Here is an 18,706-nt window from a genome sequence, read left to right as displayed (position 1 = left end):
CATCATTCGTCCATCGCATCCGAGGCTCAACCACAGGAGACACCTCATGCCGCAAGTGATCATCGTCCGCCTCACCCCGACAAAACCGACCAGCGGCGCCGACTTCACGCGCTATCTGGACGACCTGTCGATCAAGCTGTTCGATCTTTCCTTCGGCGACCCGGCAGTCGGCACCCTGCTGGGCCAGGCCAGCGGCGCCTGGGTCCCGAACGGCGGCCCCGCGGCCGTCGGGCCGGCCTTCACGCCGGCCACCCAGAAAATCGTCCAGCACCTGACCATCATCCCGCCCGCCCCGCCGGCGCGGCCAGACTACATCATCGGCCTGAACGCGGTCGCCAGCGCGCTCATTCCGGTGACCCTGCCCGCCGCCGAAGCGGGCAGCAGCGACCTGCGCCTGGAAATCCGCCAGGCCGGCGTGCTGGTCGCCTACCAGCGCCTCGACTTCAACGTCGCGCTCCTGCCGGACGCGCCGCTGTCGACCGACCCCACCGACTACATGCAGGCCGAGCCGCCCGCGGTAGTGGTGGCCCTGGCCGATCCGGACGCCGGCGCCGGCGCCGTGGTGCTGCCGTCCGACGGCAGCGCGCCGGCCTTCGGGCCGCTGGCCGCCGCCATCGACGCGGTGCTGGCGCAGGACCCGGGCGGCGCCACGCTCGCCAGCCAGGGCGCGCTCACGCTGCCGCAGGCGCGCCACATCGCGCGCGAAATCACCTGGAACCGCCAGATCTCCCCTGCGCCGGAACGTCCCCACCAGCGCTCGCTGGAAGAAATGTATACCCGCCCCGAAACCGTGCTCCCGGCCTGGGACGACGACGAGCGCGACAAGGCCGACATGGACCGCCTGCAGTACGAGGCCAGCCTGCTCGGCTTCTACGCGCTGCAGGACGCCAACGCCGAGCGCCTGGCCCAGTATGTGTTTTCGGCGGCGGCCGCCGTGTGGGCGCAGCAGCAAAGCGCCAGACCGGGCCGGGTCGGCCTGCGCTTCCCGATCGAAGCCGCTCTCCCGCCGCCGCCTGGCGCGACCTTGCGCGAAGCCGACGTGGTGATCGCCGACGCGCCGCCGCTGCTGCTCGACTTCACGGTCCCGGCGGCCTACTTCTATGCGTTGGCGGTGGTGCTCCCGCCGGGCATCGGCGCCCTGGAGCGCTACCGCATGGCCACCGACGAATCGGAACAGCACCTGGCGTCGAGTATCCAGGCGGCGCGCGAAGCCGGCACCATCGCCGCCGGCGCCATCACCCCCGACAACGCGGCGCGGCGCCTGGCGGCGATCGGACGCGGGCGCGCGGCGAACCCGGTGCTGGCCGTGTTCAACGCGCAGGTCGGCACGCTGCTGACGGCATGGCTGGCGCACGCGGCGCCGTCGATCGACAGCTTCTGGCAGGCCAGCCCCTTCCCCGCCGCCCTGGTGCCGGGCCACCTCGAGCTGGTGCTGGCCGCCGTGCTGCAGCAAACCGTCCTGCCCGATCCGGCCGACCCGAACACCCTGCTGGCGGCCATCAAGGCCATCCCGGTGGGCAGCGTCGCCGCGCTCAAGGCCATCGACGCCACCGCCTGGCGCACCTGGTTCCTGCCGGCCCGGGTCGAGCTGCTGCCCGAGTTTACCAGGCCCGGCACGCCGGAAGAGCGGGTCGCCGCCTTCATCCGCCGCCTGCGCAAGTTCTTCGAGGTGCAGGCGACGGTGGCGGCGCCCGATCCCGGCGCGGCGCCGTCCGCGCCTTCGATCGCACTGGCGGCCGGCGACCCGTTCAAGGCCTTCCTGGCGGCCATGCCCGGCTTTTCCCTGCCGGTGGCCGACTGGTCCGACCCGGCCATCGCCACCGCGCTGGCGGCGGTCTTCCCGAACGACGCCGAGGCCCAGGCCTGGCTGCTCGAAGCGCTGCGCACGCTGGGCGAGCTGTCCGCCGCCAGCGACATTGCGGGGACCTCGGCCGGCCTGCGCTTCTCCCTGATGGAAGCGCTGTACGCCAGGGGCTACACCTCGCGCGCCGCGATCCGGGCGCTGGGCGCGCCGGAATTCGCGCATGCGCTGAGCGGTACCATCGCCTACCCGTGGGCGGCGCATATCCAGGCAGCCGCCGGCGGCGCCAACCCGGCGGCGGAACCTCCCGCAGCCGGGCCGTTTTCGGCGGTCAATCCCGACGCGTCCCTGATTAACTGCATCCCGCCTTGGCACCTCTCGCCCTTCGGGCCCGTGAAATACCTGCAAGACCTGCTCGCCACCGGCATCGGCGCCACCTGCGACGCGCCGCAGGCCAGCGGCGCCACCCTGGCCGAATTGATCGCGCCCCGGCGCGGCGCGCCAGGAACGCTGCTGGCGACAGCTGCCAACCTGCACACCCCGATTCCGCTGATCGACATCGTCAACGAGAACCTCGAATACCTGGCCGACGGCGGCGCCTCCGGCATCGTGCGCGACAGCGGCGCCACCACGGTGGGCGGACATGCGCTGCGGCGCGCCGGCGAAGAGGTGGCGGACGAGGGGGACGGCCACGCGCCGGCCACCCTGTTCGCCGCGCTGCCCGAACACGCCAGCCCGGCCGCGCCGGGTGCGCTGCCGAACGCCTACGTCAAGCTGGCTGCCGATTTTTCGGCGCCCGCGCTGCCGTATGCGCAAACCCTGGATGTATCGCGCAGCTACCTGCGCGCCATGGGCGTGAGCCGCTATGCCACCATGCGCGCCTTCCGCGAGAATATCACCGAGTACGCGCTCGACGCCAACGCCGAAGCGGCCGACTTCCAGAAGCACCTGTGGCGCTATCCGGTGCGCATCGAACTGGCGCTGGAATACCTGTGCCTGTCGCCGGCCGAATACGACACCCTGTACCGCAACAACATCGGGCCGGCGCTGCTGCGCACCATGTACGGCTTCCCCAATGACAGCCACGAGGGCGTGAGCTGGAAGGTGGTGGTGCTGCGCGTGCCGCAGTTCCTCAAGCGCACCGGCCTCGATTACTGCGACTTCCTCGACCTGTGGCAGTCCGGCTTCGTCGCCTTCGAGCGCGGCCGGGTGCCGAACCCGCGCGAGGAGGAGCCCGACCGGGAGACCGGGTTTCCGCCGTGCGAGCCGTGCTGCCCGGACGACCTGCTGATCCGCCTGCCCGGACGCGCCTCGCTCGACGACGCCCTGCGCCGCCTGATGGTCTTCATCCGCCTGTGGCGCAGCCTGCGCTGCGTGGCGGGGGCGCGCTACAGCTTCACCGAACTGGCCGACATCGCCGAGGTGCTGGGCCTGTTCAACGGCACCAGCATCAATCCGGAATTCATCCGCCAGCTGGCGGCATTCCAGATCCTGCGCGACGACTGGGGGCTCGACCTCGGCGTCGACCCGTATGCGGCGCCCGGCGCCCACGGGGCCGACCGTCGCCGCCTGCTGGGACTGTGGGCCGGCCCCGCCCACCCGTCGCACGCCTGGGCGGTCGATCACCTGCTGGCCCGCATCCAGGACCGCGCCGAACGCGAACATGCCCACGCAGGCCGGCGCCGGCGCGCGCCGGAGGTCATGAAGATCCTGCGCGCCAATCTCGATGCGCTGTCGGTGCTGGCCGGCTTCGCGCCCGCCAGCGCGCCGTGGCACAGCGCGCCGACCGGCACGCTGCGCTTTGCCGAAATCCTGGCCAAGATCGAGGCCTCGTCCTTCGGCAGCGGCGAACTGCTGTACCTGTTCTCGGCCGACCAGCACGTGAGCGGCGACGATCCCTTCTTCCAGCAAGACCGCACCGAAGCGCTGGAACAACCGTTCGACTACCCCGAAGAAGGCCATCCCTTCGACCTGTGGCGCCTGCGCCGCGCGCTGCTGGAGGTCTGCGTCGACGACGGCCAGGCCGCGTGCCTGAGCTGGTTCGCCCTCGACAGCGCCATGCGCGCCGACTTCGGCTACGATCCCGCCCCCGGCAGCGATCCGCTGCGCGAGCTGGCCAGCCACTTCTTCCCGGCCATGATGCGCCGCCTGGGCCTGGCCTCGGGGCCGCAGGCATGGCAGTACCGTACCAGCCTGCTCGACACCCGGGCCGGCATGTGGAACCAGCTGCCCGATGGCCCCTTCCAGTACGACGCGGCCGCCAGGGAACTGTTCACGGCGCTGCCGCTGCGCGATAGCGCCGTGCTGGCCAAGCTGAACGCCATCGAGCAGCTGACGCATGACGAGATGCGGGCCGTCCAGCAGCTGTACTTCAGCCCGCGCGCGCAACTGGCCCGGTTTTCCTTCCTGTTCGCCGACCTGCACGAAGCCGAGCAAGCCCTGATCGAAGAAGCGGACGAAGAGCGCCGCTGGGCCTATTTTGCGCGCAGCTTCCTCGCCTTTGCCTGGCGCGCGCAAGCGGTGGCCGCGCACCTTTCCTGCCATGTGGCGCACGCCAGCGACGGCGAAGACGTCGAGGAAGGATTGGCGCCACTGATCCTGCGCAGCCTGCGCGGCGACGAGAACCTGGCCATGTCGGCATGGGAGGCGGACGACGGCAAGCCCCCGGCCGACTTCCAGTGGCCGCAGCCGGCCGGCGGCGCCTACGCGGCGCTGACGGCGCTGGCCGGCACCGGCCTGCTCGGCGACTACCGCAGCGACAGCGGCAGGACCTGGCAGGAAACGCGCGGGCCGATGCTCGCCTTCGGCGCGGCGCGCTCGCACTGGAACGCCCCGGTCCCGACCGTGATCCCGGAACTCGGCCTGCCCGCGCCCGGCGCGGCGCTGAAGTTCGCGATCCTGCGCAACGGCTTCGCCCTGCGCGAGTCGGACGGCATGGCGCTGGGCGGCGCCGAGGGCTTTACGGTGCGCTGGCGCGGCGTGCTGATCGTCGACGAAGGCGGCCCCTGCACCTTCTTCGCGGGCGCGCCGAGCCCGGACGGCGAAGCGCCCGAGTTCGCCTGCTGCGGCCACCAGCGCTGGCGCGTCAACCTGCGGCGCGGGCAGAAGACCTGGCTGCTGCTTAACTATCGCTGGGATGGCGAACAGGCGCCGGACCACGTTTCGGCGCCGCTGCACCTCAAGCGCGGCGCGTACTTTATCGATATCGACTTCGAGGAAGACGCGCCCGAGTTCGACGAAAAGCTGGAACTGGCGCCGGCCCGCACCGGTTTCACGGTCAAGTACGCCGGGCCTGATACCTGCGGACGCATCCTGGCCATGCCGGCCGAGCGCCTGTACCGCGACGTGGCCGAAGGGCCGCTGCGTGGCGACGAGAACCTGGCGCCGGCCGCGCAGGACTATCTGCAAGCGCAGTACAGCGGCAGCCTGCGCGACATCCGGCGCACCTACCAGCGCGCCTTCAAGGCCCTGCTGCTGTCGCACCGGCTGCGCCTGTCGGCGCGGCTGCCGGCGCGCGCCAGCGTCTCGGAAATGCACTACCTGCTGTCCGCGCCGGCGCTGTTCGCGGGCGTGAGCTATGTGCCGGGTGCGCCGGCCACCTCGCATCGCGCCTGGTTCGATGTCAACCTGCTGCCGCTGGGCGACACCTACGACGGCGACCCGGAGCGCAAGCCGGCGGCCGTGCCGGACCAGCGTTCGGCGCCCTCGCCCGAACGGCGCCAGGCGCTGTTCGACTGGTTCGAACGGCTGGCCGACTACGCCGCGATGCGGCGCGCGGTGGCGCGCCAGTCCGGGCGCCAGGCCTGGCTGACCTTCGTGGAAGCGTCCAACCAGCAGCCGGACGACGTGCTGCCCCTGCTGCTCGACCTCGGCATCGACCTCGATCACGCCCCCCTGCTGCTGGAGTTCCACAGCGGCCTCGCGCCCGACTGGCTGATGCTGGCCGACGATCGCTGGGCGAATCGCGTGTGGCGCGCCTCGCTCTGGGTGCGCCAGCTGCTCCGGCATGTGGTGCCGCTCGACCTCGGCGCGGCCACGCCCGGCCTGTGGGCCGCCGATGCCGACGCTGCGCTGGCCGGCGCCAATGCCGGCCTGACGGCGTTCTACCGCAACGGCATGATCGAACGCGGCCACCCGCGCCGCTATGCCGACATCGACACCCTCAACAACGCCCTGCGCGAGCGCGCGCGCAGCGCCCTGCTGGCCTACCTGACCGCCCAGGACCGGGTGGCCCTGCCGTTCGCGCCGGGCAGCCATGCGCGCACCCCGAACGACCTGAGCGCCCTGCTGCTGCTCGACGTCGAAGCCGGCATCTGCCAGAAGGCGAGCCGCATCGAGGAGGCCATCGGCGCCGTGCACGCCTTCGTCGAGCGGGCCCGCCTGTCGCTGGAACCGACGCTGCCGGTGACGGCGGCGTTTTCCAGGGCCTGGGACAAGCTGTTCGCCAGCCTGGCCACGTGGCAGGCCTGCCGCCGCCGCACCTTGTACTCCGAGAATTACGTCGAGTGGGCCGAACATGGCGAGGCCGCGCGCACCGAAGCATTCCGCCTGCTCGAACGCGAACTGCGCAGCGCCACCTTCAGCGCCCCGGCGCCGGGCGGCAAGGAGTACTGGCCCGGTCCGCACTGGCCGGCCCATCCCGGCATCGCCCCGATGCAGCAGCGCGAGCCGTCGCAGCTGGCGCAGCTCGCGCAGCCGGAAAACCTGGGCCTGACGGGACGCCCCGAGCGCCATGCGCGCCCGTCCTGGCTGGCGGCCTCGCAGCGCCAGTTCGGCAATCGCGACGACCGGCCGACGCCGCTGCCCGACCAGGATCATGACCTGAGCACCCAGGTGCCGGGGGACGCCCAGGCGCAGCGCCTGCCGCTGTGGATCGAGGCCGCGGTGCGCCTGGGTACGCGCTTCCTGCGCATCGCCGCGGCCGGCGAGCCGTCGGCCTGGTCGCGCTTCGCGCCATCGCACGCGGCTCCCGCAAGCTGCTGCGCCCAATGCGGCGAGGTGCATGCGCCGGTCATGGACGAATACTATTTCTGGCTCGAAGACGGCAGCTACCACGACCCGGCCAGCCTCAATCCGGACCAGCCGGCCCTGCCGCAGGACGCCGCCTGGGGCAGCACCGCGAACGACGCCACCTCCGACTGGCACCGCGCCGACAAGCTGCCCAAGCTGCTCGCATGGCCGAGCAGGAAAATGGTGCGACTGGCCTGGTGCCGCGTGCATAACGGCCAGTTCCAGACGCCGCGCTATTCGGACGGCGGCGCCCATGTGTCGGACGCGCCGGGCCAGGCCAGGCTCGAATTTGCCGGGCGCGAACGCGACACGCTGCGCTTTACCATCACCCACGCCGGGCCCTTGCCGCAAGGGCATGCCGATAGCTCGCCATGGGGCTTCCGCTACGATATGGCGCCCGACAGCGCCGTGGTGCTGCCGCAGGTGCTGGCGCCGACGCCGGGCTCGCTGCCGCTGGCGCCCGGACTGGGCGGCCTGGAAGCGTATCCCTTCTTCGTGTTCTTCAGCCCCGGCGCGCCGCTCGAACCGTCGCTGTACGCCACCAGCATGACCGTGGCGGGCGCCTTGCGCAGCCACTGCCGCCACGAGGCGGCGCTGAAATGGTACGAGGCGCTCGGCGCGCCGGGCCGGATCGACCTGCGCTGGTCGACCTGCCGCACGCCGGTGCGCCAGCCGGACGATCCGCCGCCGCACGAGCGCGGGCCGAACGACGAACCGGTGCCGGCGCGGGGCCGCGCCCGCAGCGCCGCAGCCCGCCGCGCGGGCGCGGAACCGGCAAGCGCGCGCGTGGCGCGCCAGCAGCCGGGCACGACCCGGGAGGATCCCTGCTGCGATACGCTGGCGCACAGCGGCGTCGACGCGCGCCGCCGCAGCACCGTGCTGGCCTACCTGGAAACCCTGCTGGAGCACGCAAACGCGGCACTGTGCGGCAACAACGGCGAAGCGCATGCACTGGCGCGGCTGCGGCTCGACACCGCCGCGCGCTACCTCGGCCAGCGCCCGCGCACGCTCTTCGGCCAGGACGACGACCCCACACCGCCGACGGTGGCGGCCTTCGTGCCCCGGCTGGCGCCGCTCAATCCGCGCCTGATGGACCTGTACGACCGCCTGGACGACCAGTTGGCCACACTGCACCGCTGCCTGGGCAAGGCGCGCCTGGCCGGCGCCGCCCGCGGCGAGCGCTCGTACTGGGGCGAGGCGGCCCTGCGGCGCGGCTGGAAGGAGCTGGAGGCGGCCTGCGCCGACGACGACGCCTGCTGCTGCCCTCCGAGTCCGTATCGCTTCCCGTTCCTGATCGAACGGGCACTGGCGACGGCCGGCGAGGTGCGTGGTTTCGGCGCGGCGCTGCTGGCCGCCTACGAAAAAGGCGACGCCGAGTTCCTGGCGGCGCTGCGCATGGCGCACGAGCGCGAGCTGGCCAGCCTGGCCGCCGACATCCGCCAGATGGAATGGCGCGAGGCCGATTGGACGGTGCAATCCCTGCGCAAGAGCAAGCAGGCGGCGCAGACGCGGCGCCAGTATTACGCCGACCTCATCGCAGGCGGCCTGATCGGGGAAGAACAGGCCTACCGCAATCTGACCCAGGGATCGATGGCGAGCCGCACGGCCGGCAACGTGGTCGAAGCCATTGCCCAGGTCATGAACCTGATTCCCGACATGACCACCGGGGTCGCCGGGGTCGCCTCATCGCCCGTATCGGTGTTCCAGATGCCGATCGGGACCAAGCTGGCGCACGCCTTTTCGGCGGCCGCGCGCATCCTGCTGACGGTCGGCGACGTGCTCGGCACCGAAGCGGGACTGGCGCTGACCGATGGCGGCTGGGTGCGGCGCGAAGCCGACTGGGTGTTCCAGGTCTCGGTGCTCGATGTCGAGATCGAGCAGATCGAACGCCAGATCCTGGCCGCCGAGCGGCGGCGCGACGCCTCGCTGCGCCAGCTCAACAGCCAGGTACGGCAGAAGCAGCAAGCCGCCGAGGTGCAGGATTTCTTGCGCGACAAGTTCACCAACCACGCCCTCTACCTCTTCCTGCAACAGGAAACGGCGGCGCTGCACCGGCAGATGGCCGACATCGCCTGGTGCTGGGCGCGCCAGGCGCAGCGCGCGTTCCAGTTCGAGCGCGAACTCGGCGCGCAGCAGTTTCTTGCCGTGCCGTCGCACGACGGTCTGCACGAAGGCTTGCTGGCCGGCGACGTGCTGACCACCGCCCTGCGCGGCATGGAAAAAGCCTACTTCGACCAGCACCGGCGCGAGCAGGAACTGACGACCCGGCTGTCGCTGCGCATGGACTTCCCGCTGGCCTTCCTCGAACTGAAGGCGACCGGCGCCTGCGAAGTCGAGATTCCCGAATGGCGCTTCGATCGCGAGTATCCGGGGCACTACCTGCGCAGGATCAAGTCGATCAACCTGACCATCCCGGCGGTGACGGGACCGGCCAGCGGGGTGCACTGCAAACTGACCCTGCTCGCCAGCGCCACCCGGGTCGACCCGGCCCTGACCGACATGCAGGAATGCTGCCCGGGCGCGTGCGCCTGCGGCTGCTGCGACGGCAAACGCTACCGGGCCAGCCTGGACGATCCGCGCATCGTCAAGCGCTTCGGCGCGACCGAGGCGATCGCCACGTCGAGCGGGCAGAACGACAGCGGCCTGTTCGAACTCAATTTCCGCGACGAGCGCTACCTGCCGTTCGAATATGCCGGGGCCGTCAGCCGCTGGCGCATCGAACTGCCGGCCGAACACAACGCCTTCGATGTCGACAGCGTCAGCGACGTGCTGTTCCAGATGAGCTACACCGCCAGGGAGGGAGGCAGCGCGCTGCGCGACGCCAGCTGGGCCGAGGCGTCCTGCATCCTGCCCGGCGGCGCCCTGCGCTTCTTCGACTGGCGCCAGGATTTCTCGGAATCGTGGCAGCGCTTCAAGGGCAAGCCGGCGCCGTCGGACGAAGGCTGCCGCGCGCTGGGCCTGCGCATGAGCCGCGCCATGTTCCCCTATCTTCCGGGGGAGCGGCCGGTGCGCATGCGGCGCGTCGAAATCTGGTTCGAGACCTGTGCCGGGCAAGGCGTGCGCAATCACGAGATCGAGTTCGTGCCCGACCCCGGCTGCGGCTGCGCCAGCGACAGCGAGGAGTGCTGCGAGCGGTATCTGCTGACCTGCGTGGCGAGCGTGGACTGGCCCTGCCTGTATCACGGCGTGCTGGAGTATCCCTTCCCGTGGCTGGACGAGGAATGCCCGGTGAAGATCGGCGACTTCCTGTTCCCGCAGCATGTGGGGGCGCTGCGCAAGGCCTACCTGGTGTGTTCGTACGAGGCGGGGCCGCCGCGCCGCTGCCTGCCGCCGGGCCGGCCGTGCGGGGGTGGGTGCACGACGGCTTGTTGAGGTGACAGCGCGTGGCGTCGCGGCGGGCGCGCACTTTGCCTTAAGTCCATGAAAATAAAGGGGAAATATGGTAGAATCCGGGATAAACAATGAACTGCCCTGGATGATTGCATGACTGTTCTGGACAAACTTCGCATTTCGATCAAGCGCATGGACGGGCAGGTAATTCTGCGTTCGGAACTTGCCGCTTTGGGGGGGCAGTCGCAACTTACCGTTGCGCTCAGAAAACTGATCGACGATGGTGTGCTTCTGCGGATGGCACCGGGCGTGTTTGCCAAGGCAAAAAAAAATCCCGGTGGATGTCCAGAATTACTGAATGGCCCTCCAGAAGCGGCGTTCCGGGAGTTTTTTTTGAAGCAACAGATCGACGCGACATTCGTTCATATCGAGCACCGCCTCGGACTGTACACTTGTTTTGTCGATACCGGCAAAGTCCGACGTTCCAAGGCACTTCAGCTCGGCAACCATGTGCTTGGTTATTGCAATGCCAAGCAACTGCCGCCGCCAGCGGAAGTGCCGCAAGACCTCAGCCAGATCCCCCAAAAGAACGTGGCAATGTATATTTGCGCTGTGGCCAGGCAGCACAACATTCAATACGAACGTTCAAGGCTTGACGATTGGGTGGAAGCAGTCACGCGCGCTTCGGGCGACGACGTGCAGCTCGATGCTACCGGCCAGATCCTGGTCGCCCTGTTCAAGGCAAAAGTCATCAATGGCGCCCAGATGTCCAGATTAATGACCAATTATTTGTTCGAGAAAAAAGACAAGTACGATTCATCAGCTCATTCCGGGCAGTTGGCCTCATCCGCAGAAGACAGCCGATACTTGTTGTCGTAAGTACTCGCCCAGAAATAAATGTGTTTTTGGCCAGAACTCACATTTATTTCGGGTCAAGTACTTAGCCGGTGTCAAAGTCCGTTTGCGTGACGGTCCCGACTGCGCACGCATGACACACCTAGCGCCCCCCACCGCAAATCCAATGACAAGGATCAACAATGTTCGACCCATTCGGCGATGTTGACACCCGTGGGTATCTGCGCAATCACGAAGGCTTGACTGAACTGGACTTTGTGCGAGTGCAGGAACATTTGCATTTCACGGCGAACGTCGAAGAAGCCCTGGATTACCTGTCCCCGCAACAGTCTCCTGCAATTAGTTATGCAACGTTCCTGGAGGTGCACAGAATCTTGTTCAGCCACTTCTATCCATGGGCCGGCGTGGATCGGCACAGCCTTGATGTGGGAAGATACCTTTCAAAGGGTGAACGCGTCCAGTTCGAGCGCTCGGACCTTTCGCAGCGCGCAATCGAGTGGGGACTGCGCATGGCAGCGGACGCGAAGATCATGCGCCGCAAGCCCGGCACGGTGATGGGTAGTTTCGCTTGGGGCCATCCATTCTTGGATGGCAACGGCCGCACGATGTTGTTAGTACATTCCGAACTGTGCGCTCGCGCCGGATTCGCGATCAATTGGTTAGCCTCTCCCAAGAATGCGTATCTCGAGGCTTTAACCAATGAGCTCGCGATGCCTGATAAAGGCATTCTCGACAATTACTTCGAACCCCTGATATGCGCCATTCCCCCTGCCGCGGATCGGCTGGACCGCATTCTGTCAATTCATGGTTTGGATGGGGCGGCGGGGATCGATCTCAACATTGCCTACAGGGGAGATGATCCGGCCGGACCGGTGAAATACGCCGAAATGAAACAGCGACGAGACGCTAGCCTGGACCGCAGCGACTAAGGTCCAGCCGATGTGCGGATCTGACGTTGAGCGTGCATCGCAATGCTGCTTTTATGTATGTCGGTTTGCCGGGCATCGTTTCTCGACTGGGGATCTTATTGCCATAAATAATGCTAAAATGAAATTTCCGTTAATAACCTGGAAGTTAATGATGGCAAGCTTGAAATTGAAACTGGGTCAGGAAGTCGATATCAACAAAGTGGACAGTACGATCGCTGTCGCCGGAAAAGAGGGCAAACTGGGGAAACTGGTCTTCAGTAAAGGTTCCGTCGAATGGTGGCCAGCAAATAACTCGGTAAATTGCCTGACATTCTCGTGGGAGCAACTGGCCAAGGTACTGGAAAAAAATGGGACGCCCAAGAAAGTCCCAAAAACCAAATCAGCCGGCAAGTCTGCCGCACCAGCAAAAGCAAAGACAGATTCAAAGGCTTAAAGAGTCGCGGCTGATCGTGCCCGGATTCGCCCTACCCGGCATTCTTGCCGGGTATACGTCAATATAACGCGCCAGTCATTTTCGCAAAAGCGAAACTGCCCGGCTAAGGCTACGCGCCGCCGGCTGTCCCGCAATGCCACGAAAGGCGCGCGCGGGTGCCGTCTGCGCCGCTGTCGATCGCAATGGCGATGCCCACACGCTCGCCAAGCCGGCGCGCGATCGACAGGCCCAGGCCGAACCCGGCGCTGGCCTCGCCCTTGGCGCCCGCTTCGAACAGGCGCTCGCGCAGGACCGGCGCGATCCCCGGCCCGCTATCGGACACGACCAGGCTGCCGCCTTCCATATAGATCCGTATCAGGCCCTGCCGGGTATGCCCGAACGCGTTGCCGACCAGGTTGGACAGCAGGATCGCCAGTGCCGCGCGATGGCTCTCGACCACCGCGTCCGGCGCCACCTCGACGCTGACCTCGACTTCCTTGCCGTCCAACAGATGCGCAAACTGCACCACCGCGTCCTCGACCAGCGGCAGCAGGGCCACCGGCTCGGGCAGTGAGGCGTCGAGTTCCTCGCGCGCCAGCGACAGCAGGGTTGCCACCGTCTGCGCCATCTGCGCCGCCGCGCTGCGCACGCGCTGCAACTGGGCGCCCGCCTGGGCCGGCATCGGCTGCTGCGCCAGCAACTGCGCCGCGCCTTCGATCACCGCCAGCGGCGTGCGCAGCTCGTGGCTGGCGTCGCGCGTGAAATGCTGCTCGCGTTCGATGAAGGCGGCGATGCGCGCCATCGCCTCGTCCAGCTTGCGCGCCAGCGCGCCGATTTCGTTATCCGGAAAATCGTGCGCGAAGCGCTGCGGCAGCTGGCCCGGTTGGGCCTGCGATACCAGCAGCGCCAGCCGCGTCAAGGGCGCCGTGGCGCGCCGCGCCAGCCAGTAGCCGACGGCCAGTGTCACGGCCAGGATCGCCAGCGTGGATACGCCCAGAAAGCCGAGGATGAAGGGCATGCGCGGCCGCACCACCAGGTCGCGGCTCACCTCCGCCACCAGGTAAGCCGGGGCATCGCCCAGGACCAGGGTGCGCACGTGGTAGTGCCGACCCTGGTCCCCGAAAAACTCGCCCTTGCGCGCCGCGCCCGCCATCTGGCGCGCCAGGTCGGCCGGAAAGGTGTCCAGGCTGCGATGCACCGCGATGTTATCGTGCAGCGGCGCGGCCGGCATGCCCGAGGCACGCCAGCTGTGCTCCTGGCGCGCGGCCTCCTGCCGCAGCAGCTTGTCGAAAAAACTGTCTTCGACCGAATACACGAACAGCACGCTGAACAGGCTGAAACACAGCGCCGTCGCCAGCGCAAACAGCGCGAACGCGGCCATCATCCTGGCGCGCAGGGAGTGTGCGCCCTTCATGCGCCGGCATCGAGCTTGAACCCGACTCCGTGCACCGTCAGCAGCATGGCGCCGCCGAAGGGCTTGTCGAGACTCTGGCGCAGCTGGTAGAGGTGCGTGCGCAAGGCGTCCGAATCGGGCGGCGCGTCGTGCCACAGGGTCTGCGTCAGCTCCGAACGGGTCAGCACGCGCGGATGCGCCTCCGCCAGGGTCAGCAAAATCCGGTAACCGACCGGATTGACCCTGACCGCCCGCCCCTCGCGCGTGACCGTCTGCGCCTGGCGGTCGATGCGCAGGCTGCCGATGGCCAAGGTGTGGTCCTGGTGCAGCGTGTGCCGGCGCGCCAGCACATTGCAGCGCGCAAGCAGTTCTTCCAGTGCGAACGGCTTGACCAGGTAATCGTCGGCGCCGCTGTCGAAGCCGCCGAGCTTGTCGTGCAGGGCGTCGCGCGCGGTCAGCATCAGCACCGGCATGCGCCGCGTCAGCTTGGCGCGCAGGCGCCGGCACACTTCCAGGCCATCGATGCCGGGCAGGCCCAGGTCGAGGATCATCAGGTCGTAGTGCTGTTCCAGGGCCAGCTTGAGTCCCAGTTCGCCGTTATCGGCAAAATCGGCGGTGTGGCCGTGCAGCGCCAGCCCGTCCGCAAGATTTTGCGCGAGCATGGCATGGTCTTCGACGACGAGAATATGCAGGGGCATCCGGTTCCTTATCCGTTGGCGAGGCGCTGAAGGTTGACGGCATCGGCCGCGCGCCACTGCATGGCGGCCACCACCGAATGCATCAGCACCAGCATTTTATCGAATCGCGGCAGCGCCGCCTGTTCCGCGCGGGCCGCGTCCAGGCCGTCGCGGTAGTAGGTGGCCAGCAGGCGCACGCTGATTTCCTCCGCCGTGCGCTCGCGCGCCACGGGCCGGTGCCCCAGCGCGGCGACCATCGCTTCGGCCACCGACCAGGTGGACCAGGCGTTCTGCCCGGTGACCAGGCGGCCGTCGACGATGGTGTTGTCGATGTATTTGGGGCCGGCCACAAAGCGCGCCCCTTCGGCGACGGCGCGTTCCTCCAGCAGGAAGCCAAAGCGCGTGCGCGCGTCCTTCATCAGGAACAGTTCCTCTTCGTTGGTGAAGCCTGTCATGCGGCGGCCGGCCAGCAGCGCCTTGCCGTCGGCCCGTTTCACGCCCAGCAATGCCGCCGGCCCGTGGCAGACCGCGCCGACCACGCCGCGCGCGGCGATGTCGTTGACGATGCGGGCCACGTCCGGGTGGTCGGGCAAGTCATGCATGGCGCCCTTGCCGCCGACAAAATACACGGCCGCGTAGCGGCTGGCGTCGACCCGGGCCAGCGCGGTCGAATCGGCGACCTTGCGCTGTGCGCCGGCGTCGTTCAGGAAAGCGTAGTCGGCGTCGCCCATGTCGTCCAGGTCGATCCGTTCGGGCGGCTTGCCGCCTTTGGGCGAGGCGATGTCGACCTCGTAGCCGTTGGCCTGGAACACATAGTAGGCGCGGGCGAGTTCGGTCAGCTCGTAGCCGGCCCGCTTCATCCCAGGCCCGCCGCGCCCGGTGCTGCTGACCACGGCCAGGATGCGCCCGCGTTTCTGCGTCGTCGCGTTGTGCAGGAACGCCAGGTCGGCCACGGTGGCCTGCGGATTGGCCTTGGGCAGCTGGTCCAGGCCCAGGCTGCGGTAGTAGAGATACGCGCCAGCGGCGAGCAGGACCAGGGTCGCTCCCAGCCAGGCCCCCACGCGTAAGAGTGTCTTGAGCATTGCCACCTCCATTGTTGTCGAATGGAATCACGATAGCGTGGGCAATGTGAACCGGACGTGAACGGCCCGGATGTCGCCGGTGGCAAAAGGGCGCCGCCGCCGAGCTCATGTCGAGGTGAACGTGCAGTAACGTTGCCAAATTACTCAGCAGCCTTTATGATTGCCAGGTTTTGGTGCTCGCGGCCTTGCTCTGAAGGCCGCAGTTAAACGGGAAACACGCGCTGGCATGCCGGCGGCAAACGTGTGCTGTCCCCGCAACGGTAAAACAGGCGCCGCATCCCGTCCAACGAGGTGCGGCCGGTTGTCTCAGTAGTCCACTGTGCCATCGGCATGGGAAGGCGAGGCGATCCGACCTGTCAGCCCGGATACCGGCCAGGACGCATGGAAGCAAGCGGCCGGGAATTGTCGTGTTTGTGGATCGTCCGGGACCGCGCGCAATGCCGCCGTTCCCACCTCTCCATCGACCATCACGCCTCTGTCGGCCGCCACTTCTTTTTTCTCGGTGCACGGGGATGTGCGCCGTATAAAAAACAGGCCGGCCAGTCCGGCCTTAACAGAGAGTACCCGTGAAAAATACCAACCTTAGCGCGCCGCTGCCCCGGCTGCGCCTGCTGTCGTCCCTGCTGCTGCTCGCCTTGCCCGCCCTCGCCAACGCCACGCCCGAAGGCGATGCTCCCTCCCCCGTCCAGCAAGTGCGCGTGTCCGCCAGCCTGATACCGCTCGGTGTCGCCGATTCGGCCAACCAGGGCACGGTGACCGCCAGGCAGCTCGAAAACCGTCCCCTGCTGCGCACCGGCGAGCTGCTCGAAGCGGTGCCGGGCCTGATCGTGACCCAGCACGCCGGCGATGGAAAGGCCAATCAATACTTCGCGCGCGGGTTCAATCTCGACCACGGTACCGATTTCCGCACCACGGTCATGGGCATGCCGGTCAACCTGCCGACCAACGCGCACGGCCAGGGCTATTCGGACCTGAACTTCCTGATTCCGGAGCTGGTCGGCACCATCGCGTACAAGAAGGGCACCTACTACGCGGAGGAAGGCGATTTTTCCGTCGCCGGCGCGGCCGCTTTCGATTACGTGCGGCAGATGGAGCAAGGCTTGCTCAGCGTGGAGGCGGGCCAGAACCGTTTCAAGCGCGTGCTGGTCGCCGATTCGGCCGAGCGCGCCGGCGGCACGCTGCTGTACGCCCTCGAACGCGCGGGCCAGGACGGCCCCTGGGAGACGCCGGAAGATTACAAGCGCATCAACGGCGTGCTCTCGTACAGCTGGCGCCGCGGCGACGACGAGGTGCGGGTGACGGCGATGGGCATGCATTCCTCATGGACGTCGACCGACCAGGTGCCGCGGCGCGCGCTCGACGCCGGCCTGATCGGCCGCTACGGCACCCTGGCGCCCACGGATGGCGGCGAGACCTCGCGCTACAGCCTCTCCGGCGAGTGGAGCCGGCAGTTCGGCAACGGCGGCGCCAGGGTCAACGCCTACTTCATCAAGTCGCGGCTCGACCTGTTCAGCGACTTTACCTATGCGCTCGACGATCCCGGGCACGGCGACCAGTTCCACCAGGCCGAAAGCCGGCGCATCCTGGGCCTGAACGCGGAGCGCACCTGGCGCCACGGGCTCGGTCCCTTCGCTTCCGAGACCGCGCTCGGCGTCCAGCTGCGCGAGGACCGGCTGGACCCGGTCGGCTTGTACCTGAGCGAGGAACGCCGGCGCCTGTCGACCGTGCGCGAGGACGAGGTTAGCGAGCGCAGCGGCGCGCTGTACCTGTCCAACAGCACCGCCTGGACACCCTGGCTGCGCACGGTCGCCGGGCTGCGCTCGGACCGCTACGCCTTCGACGTGCGCAGCGACACCCCCGCCAACTCGGGCAAGGTCGATGCCGGCATCACCAGTCCGAAGTTCACGACCATCTTCACGCTCGGCAAACACGCGGAGGTGTACCTGAACTGGGGACGGGGCTTCCACAGCAACGACGCGCGCGGCGTGACCGGCAGCGTCGATCCCAGGACCGGCCTGGCGGTGGACGCCGACGGCGTCGCCATCGAACGCGCTACGCCGCTGGTGCGCGGCACGGGCAAGGAGGCCGGCCTGCGCCTGGCGGGCCTGGTGCCGGGCATGCAGACCACCATCGCCGCCTGGCGCCTCGATCTCGATTCCGAACTGATCTTCATCGGCGACGCCGGCACCACCGAGGCAGGCCGCCCGAGCCGGCGCCACGGCATCGAGCTGGCCAATTTCTACACCCCTGCCAGGGACTGGATCATCGACGCCAACCTGGCCTGGTCGCACGCGCGCTTTCGCGACAGCGACCCGGCCGGCGCCTTCATTCCCGGTTCGATCAGCCGCACCGCCTCGCTCGGTGTGTCCGGCGCGGCCGGGCCATGGTCGGGCGGGCTGCGGCTGCGCTATTTCGGTCCGCGCGCGCTGGTGGAAGACGATTCGGTGCGCTCGCCCTCGTCCGCCCTGCTCAACATGAAGCTCGGTTACCGGGTCACGCCGCGCCTCAAGCTCACCCTGGAAGTGCTGAACCTGCTTGACCGCCGCGTGAGCGACATCGACTACTATTACGAGTCGCAGCTGCCGGGCGAGCCGGCGCCGGTGGCCGATATCCACACCCATCCGGGCGAAATGCGCACCCTGCGGGCAGGCCTGGCATGGCGCTTCTGAGGAGCCGGGTGCGCGGCAGTGCGGGCCTGCCGCCGTTTCCGGTTTTCATCGTACGCTGTTACAATCCTCGCATGTTAATGACGAGAGCAGCGCAACGATCGACGGCAGGGCCAGCGTGCCCGGAGTGCCAGCGATGCGCATGAACCGCAAGGCGTTTGCCCTGGCGTGCTGGATGGCCATGCTGGCCATGCTCATGTCCTTGCTCGCGCCGACGCTCTCGCACGCCTTGCCCGGCGACGCCACGGCGCCCTACCTCTCGGCCGACATCTGCCGGGCCGGCAGCGCGGCGGCGGCCGACGGCGCAAGCGTCGGCGGCGAGGCCGCGCCGTCGCCGCACGAAGGAAAACTCAAGCACTGTCCGTACTGCCATCACAGCAACGGCATCCTCCTGCTGCCGCAGGCGCCCTGCCCGCTGGCGCTTGCCCTGTCCGACGCGCCGCCCGGCGCGCGCCTCCCCGACGCGCCCAAGCCCGGATTCTCCTGGACGGCGGCGCAACCGCGCGGCCCGCCACGGGTCTGATCCCCTAAGTATTTGAGCGGAAATAAAT

At 68.2% G+C, this 18,706-nt stretch carries 9 protein-coding genes and 1 riboswitch; of the genes, 6 read left to right on the top strand and 3 right to left on the bottom strand.

Features of this window, described 5'->3' with window-relative positions; all coding sequences use genetic code 11:
• The first annotated feature begins 46 nt into the window (after positions 1-46).
• The 4 genes from EJB06_RS04860 (at position 47) to EJB06_RS04845 (ending at position 12,358) form a co-directional block, all read left to right on the top strand.
• On the top strand, positions 47-10,183 hold the full coding sequence (locus EJB06_RS04860; RefSeq protein WP_126072859.1) for a Tc toxin subunit A-related protein: 10,137 nt from the start codon (positions 47-49) through the stop codon (positions 10,181-10,183).
• Between the two features lie 111 nt (positions 10,184-10,294).
• Positions 10,295-11,020 (top strand): hypothetical protein, encoded by a 726-nt coding sequence (locus EJB06_RS04855; protein ID WP_126072858.1) that lies wholly within the window; start codon positions 10,295-10,297, stop codon positions 11,018-11,020.
• 158 nt (positions 11,021-11,178) lie between these two features.
• A complete protein-coding gene (locus EJB06_RS04850; RefSeq protein ID WP_126072857.1) occupies positions 11,179-11,925 on the top strand; it encodes a Fic family protein in 747 nt (248 codons plus the stop codon).
• A 160-nt stretch (positions 11,926-12,085) separates the two neighbouring features.
• Positions 12,086-12,358, top strand: a complete 273-nt coding sequence (locus EJB06_RS04845; protein ID WP_164557815.1) for a hypothetical protein — start codon at positions 12,086-12,088, stop codon at positions 12,356-12,358.
• A gap of 109 nt (positions 12,359-12,467) precedes the next feature.
• On the opposite strand, the gene EJB06_RS04840 is transcribed toward EJB06_RS04845, so the two are convergent.
• From EJB06_RS04840 to EJB06_RS04830, 3 genes are read right to left on the bottom strand one after another with little or no spacing between them, the layout of a single operon-like run.
• The gene (locus tag EJB06_RS04840) at positions 12,468-13,751 is read right to left on the bottom strand and encodes a sensor histidine kinase (protein ID WP_126072855.1); all 1,284 of its coding nucleotides are present in this window, start codon (positions 13,749-13,751) and stop codon (positions 12,468-12,470) included.
• Positions 13,748-14,428: a response regulator transcription factor gene (locus EJB06_RS04835; RefSeq protein WP_126072854.1), complete on the bottom strand. Its 681-nt coding sequence runs from the start codon at positions 14,426-14,428 to the stop codon at positions 13,748-13,750. Before EJB06_RS04835 ends, EJB06_RS04840 begins: the two co-directional genes overlap by 4 nt.
• Positions 14,429-14,436: 8 nt before the next feature.
• Positions 14,437-15,489 carry a type 1 glutamine amidotransferase domain-containing protein gene (locus EJB06_RS04830; RefSeq protein WP_198420758.1) on the bottom strand — a complete coding sequence of 351 codons (1,053 nt, stop codon included), beginning with the start codon at positions 15,487-15,489 and terminating at the stop codon, positions 14,437-14,439.
• A gap of 154 nt (positions 15,490-15,643) precedes the next feature.
• Positions 15,644-15,880: riboswitch (cobalamin riboswitch) on the top strand.
• A 175-nt stretch (positions 15,881-16,055) separates the two neighbouring features.
• Between EJB06_RS04830 and EJB06_RS04825 the strand changes: the two genes are divergently transcribed.
• Together EJB06_RS04825 and EJB06_RS04820 are read left to right on the top strand one after the other, a co-directional pair.
• Entirely contained in the window at positions 16,056-18,158 is a 2,103-nt protein-coding gene (locus EJB06_RS04825; protein ID WP_126072853.1) for a TonB-dependent receptor, read from the top strand.
• 133 nt (positions 18,159-18,291) lie between these two features.
• Positions 18,292-18,678, top strand: coding sequence for a DUF2946 domain-containing protein (locus EJB06_RS04820; protein WP_126072852.1), 387 nt, complete (start codon positions 18,292-18,294; stop codon positions 18,676-18,678).
• Positions 18,679-18,706: the final 28 nt, after the last annotated feature.

It is taken from the genome of Massilia atriviolacea, from assembly GCF_003953935.1.
GTDB lineage: Bacteria > Pseudomonadota > Gammaproteobacteria > Burkholderiales > Burkholderiaceae_D > Telluria_A > Telluria_A atriviolacea.
The sequence above is the reverse complement of the archived record's forward strand: the minus strand, read 5'-3'. Positions and strand labels throughout refer to the sequence as shown.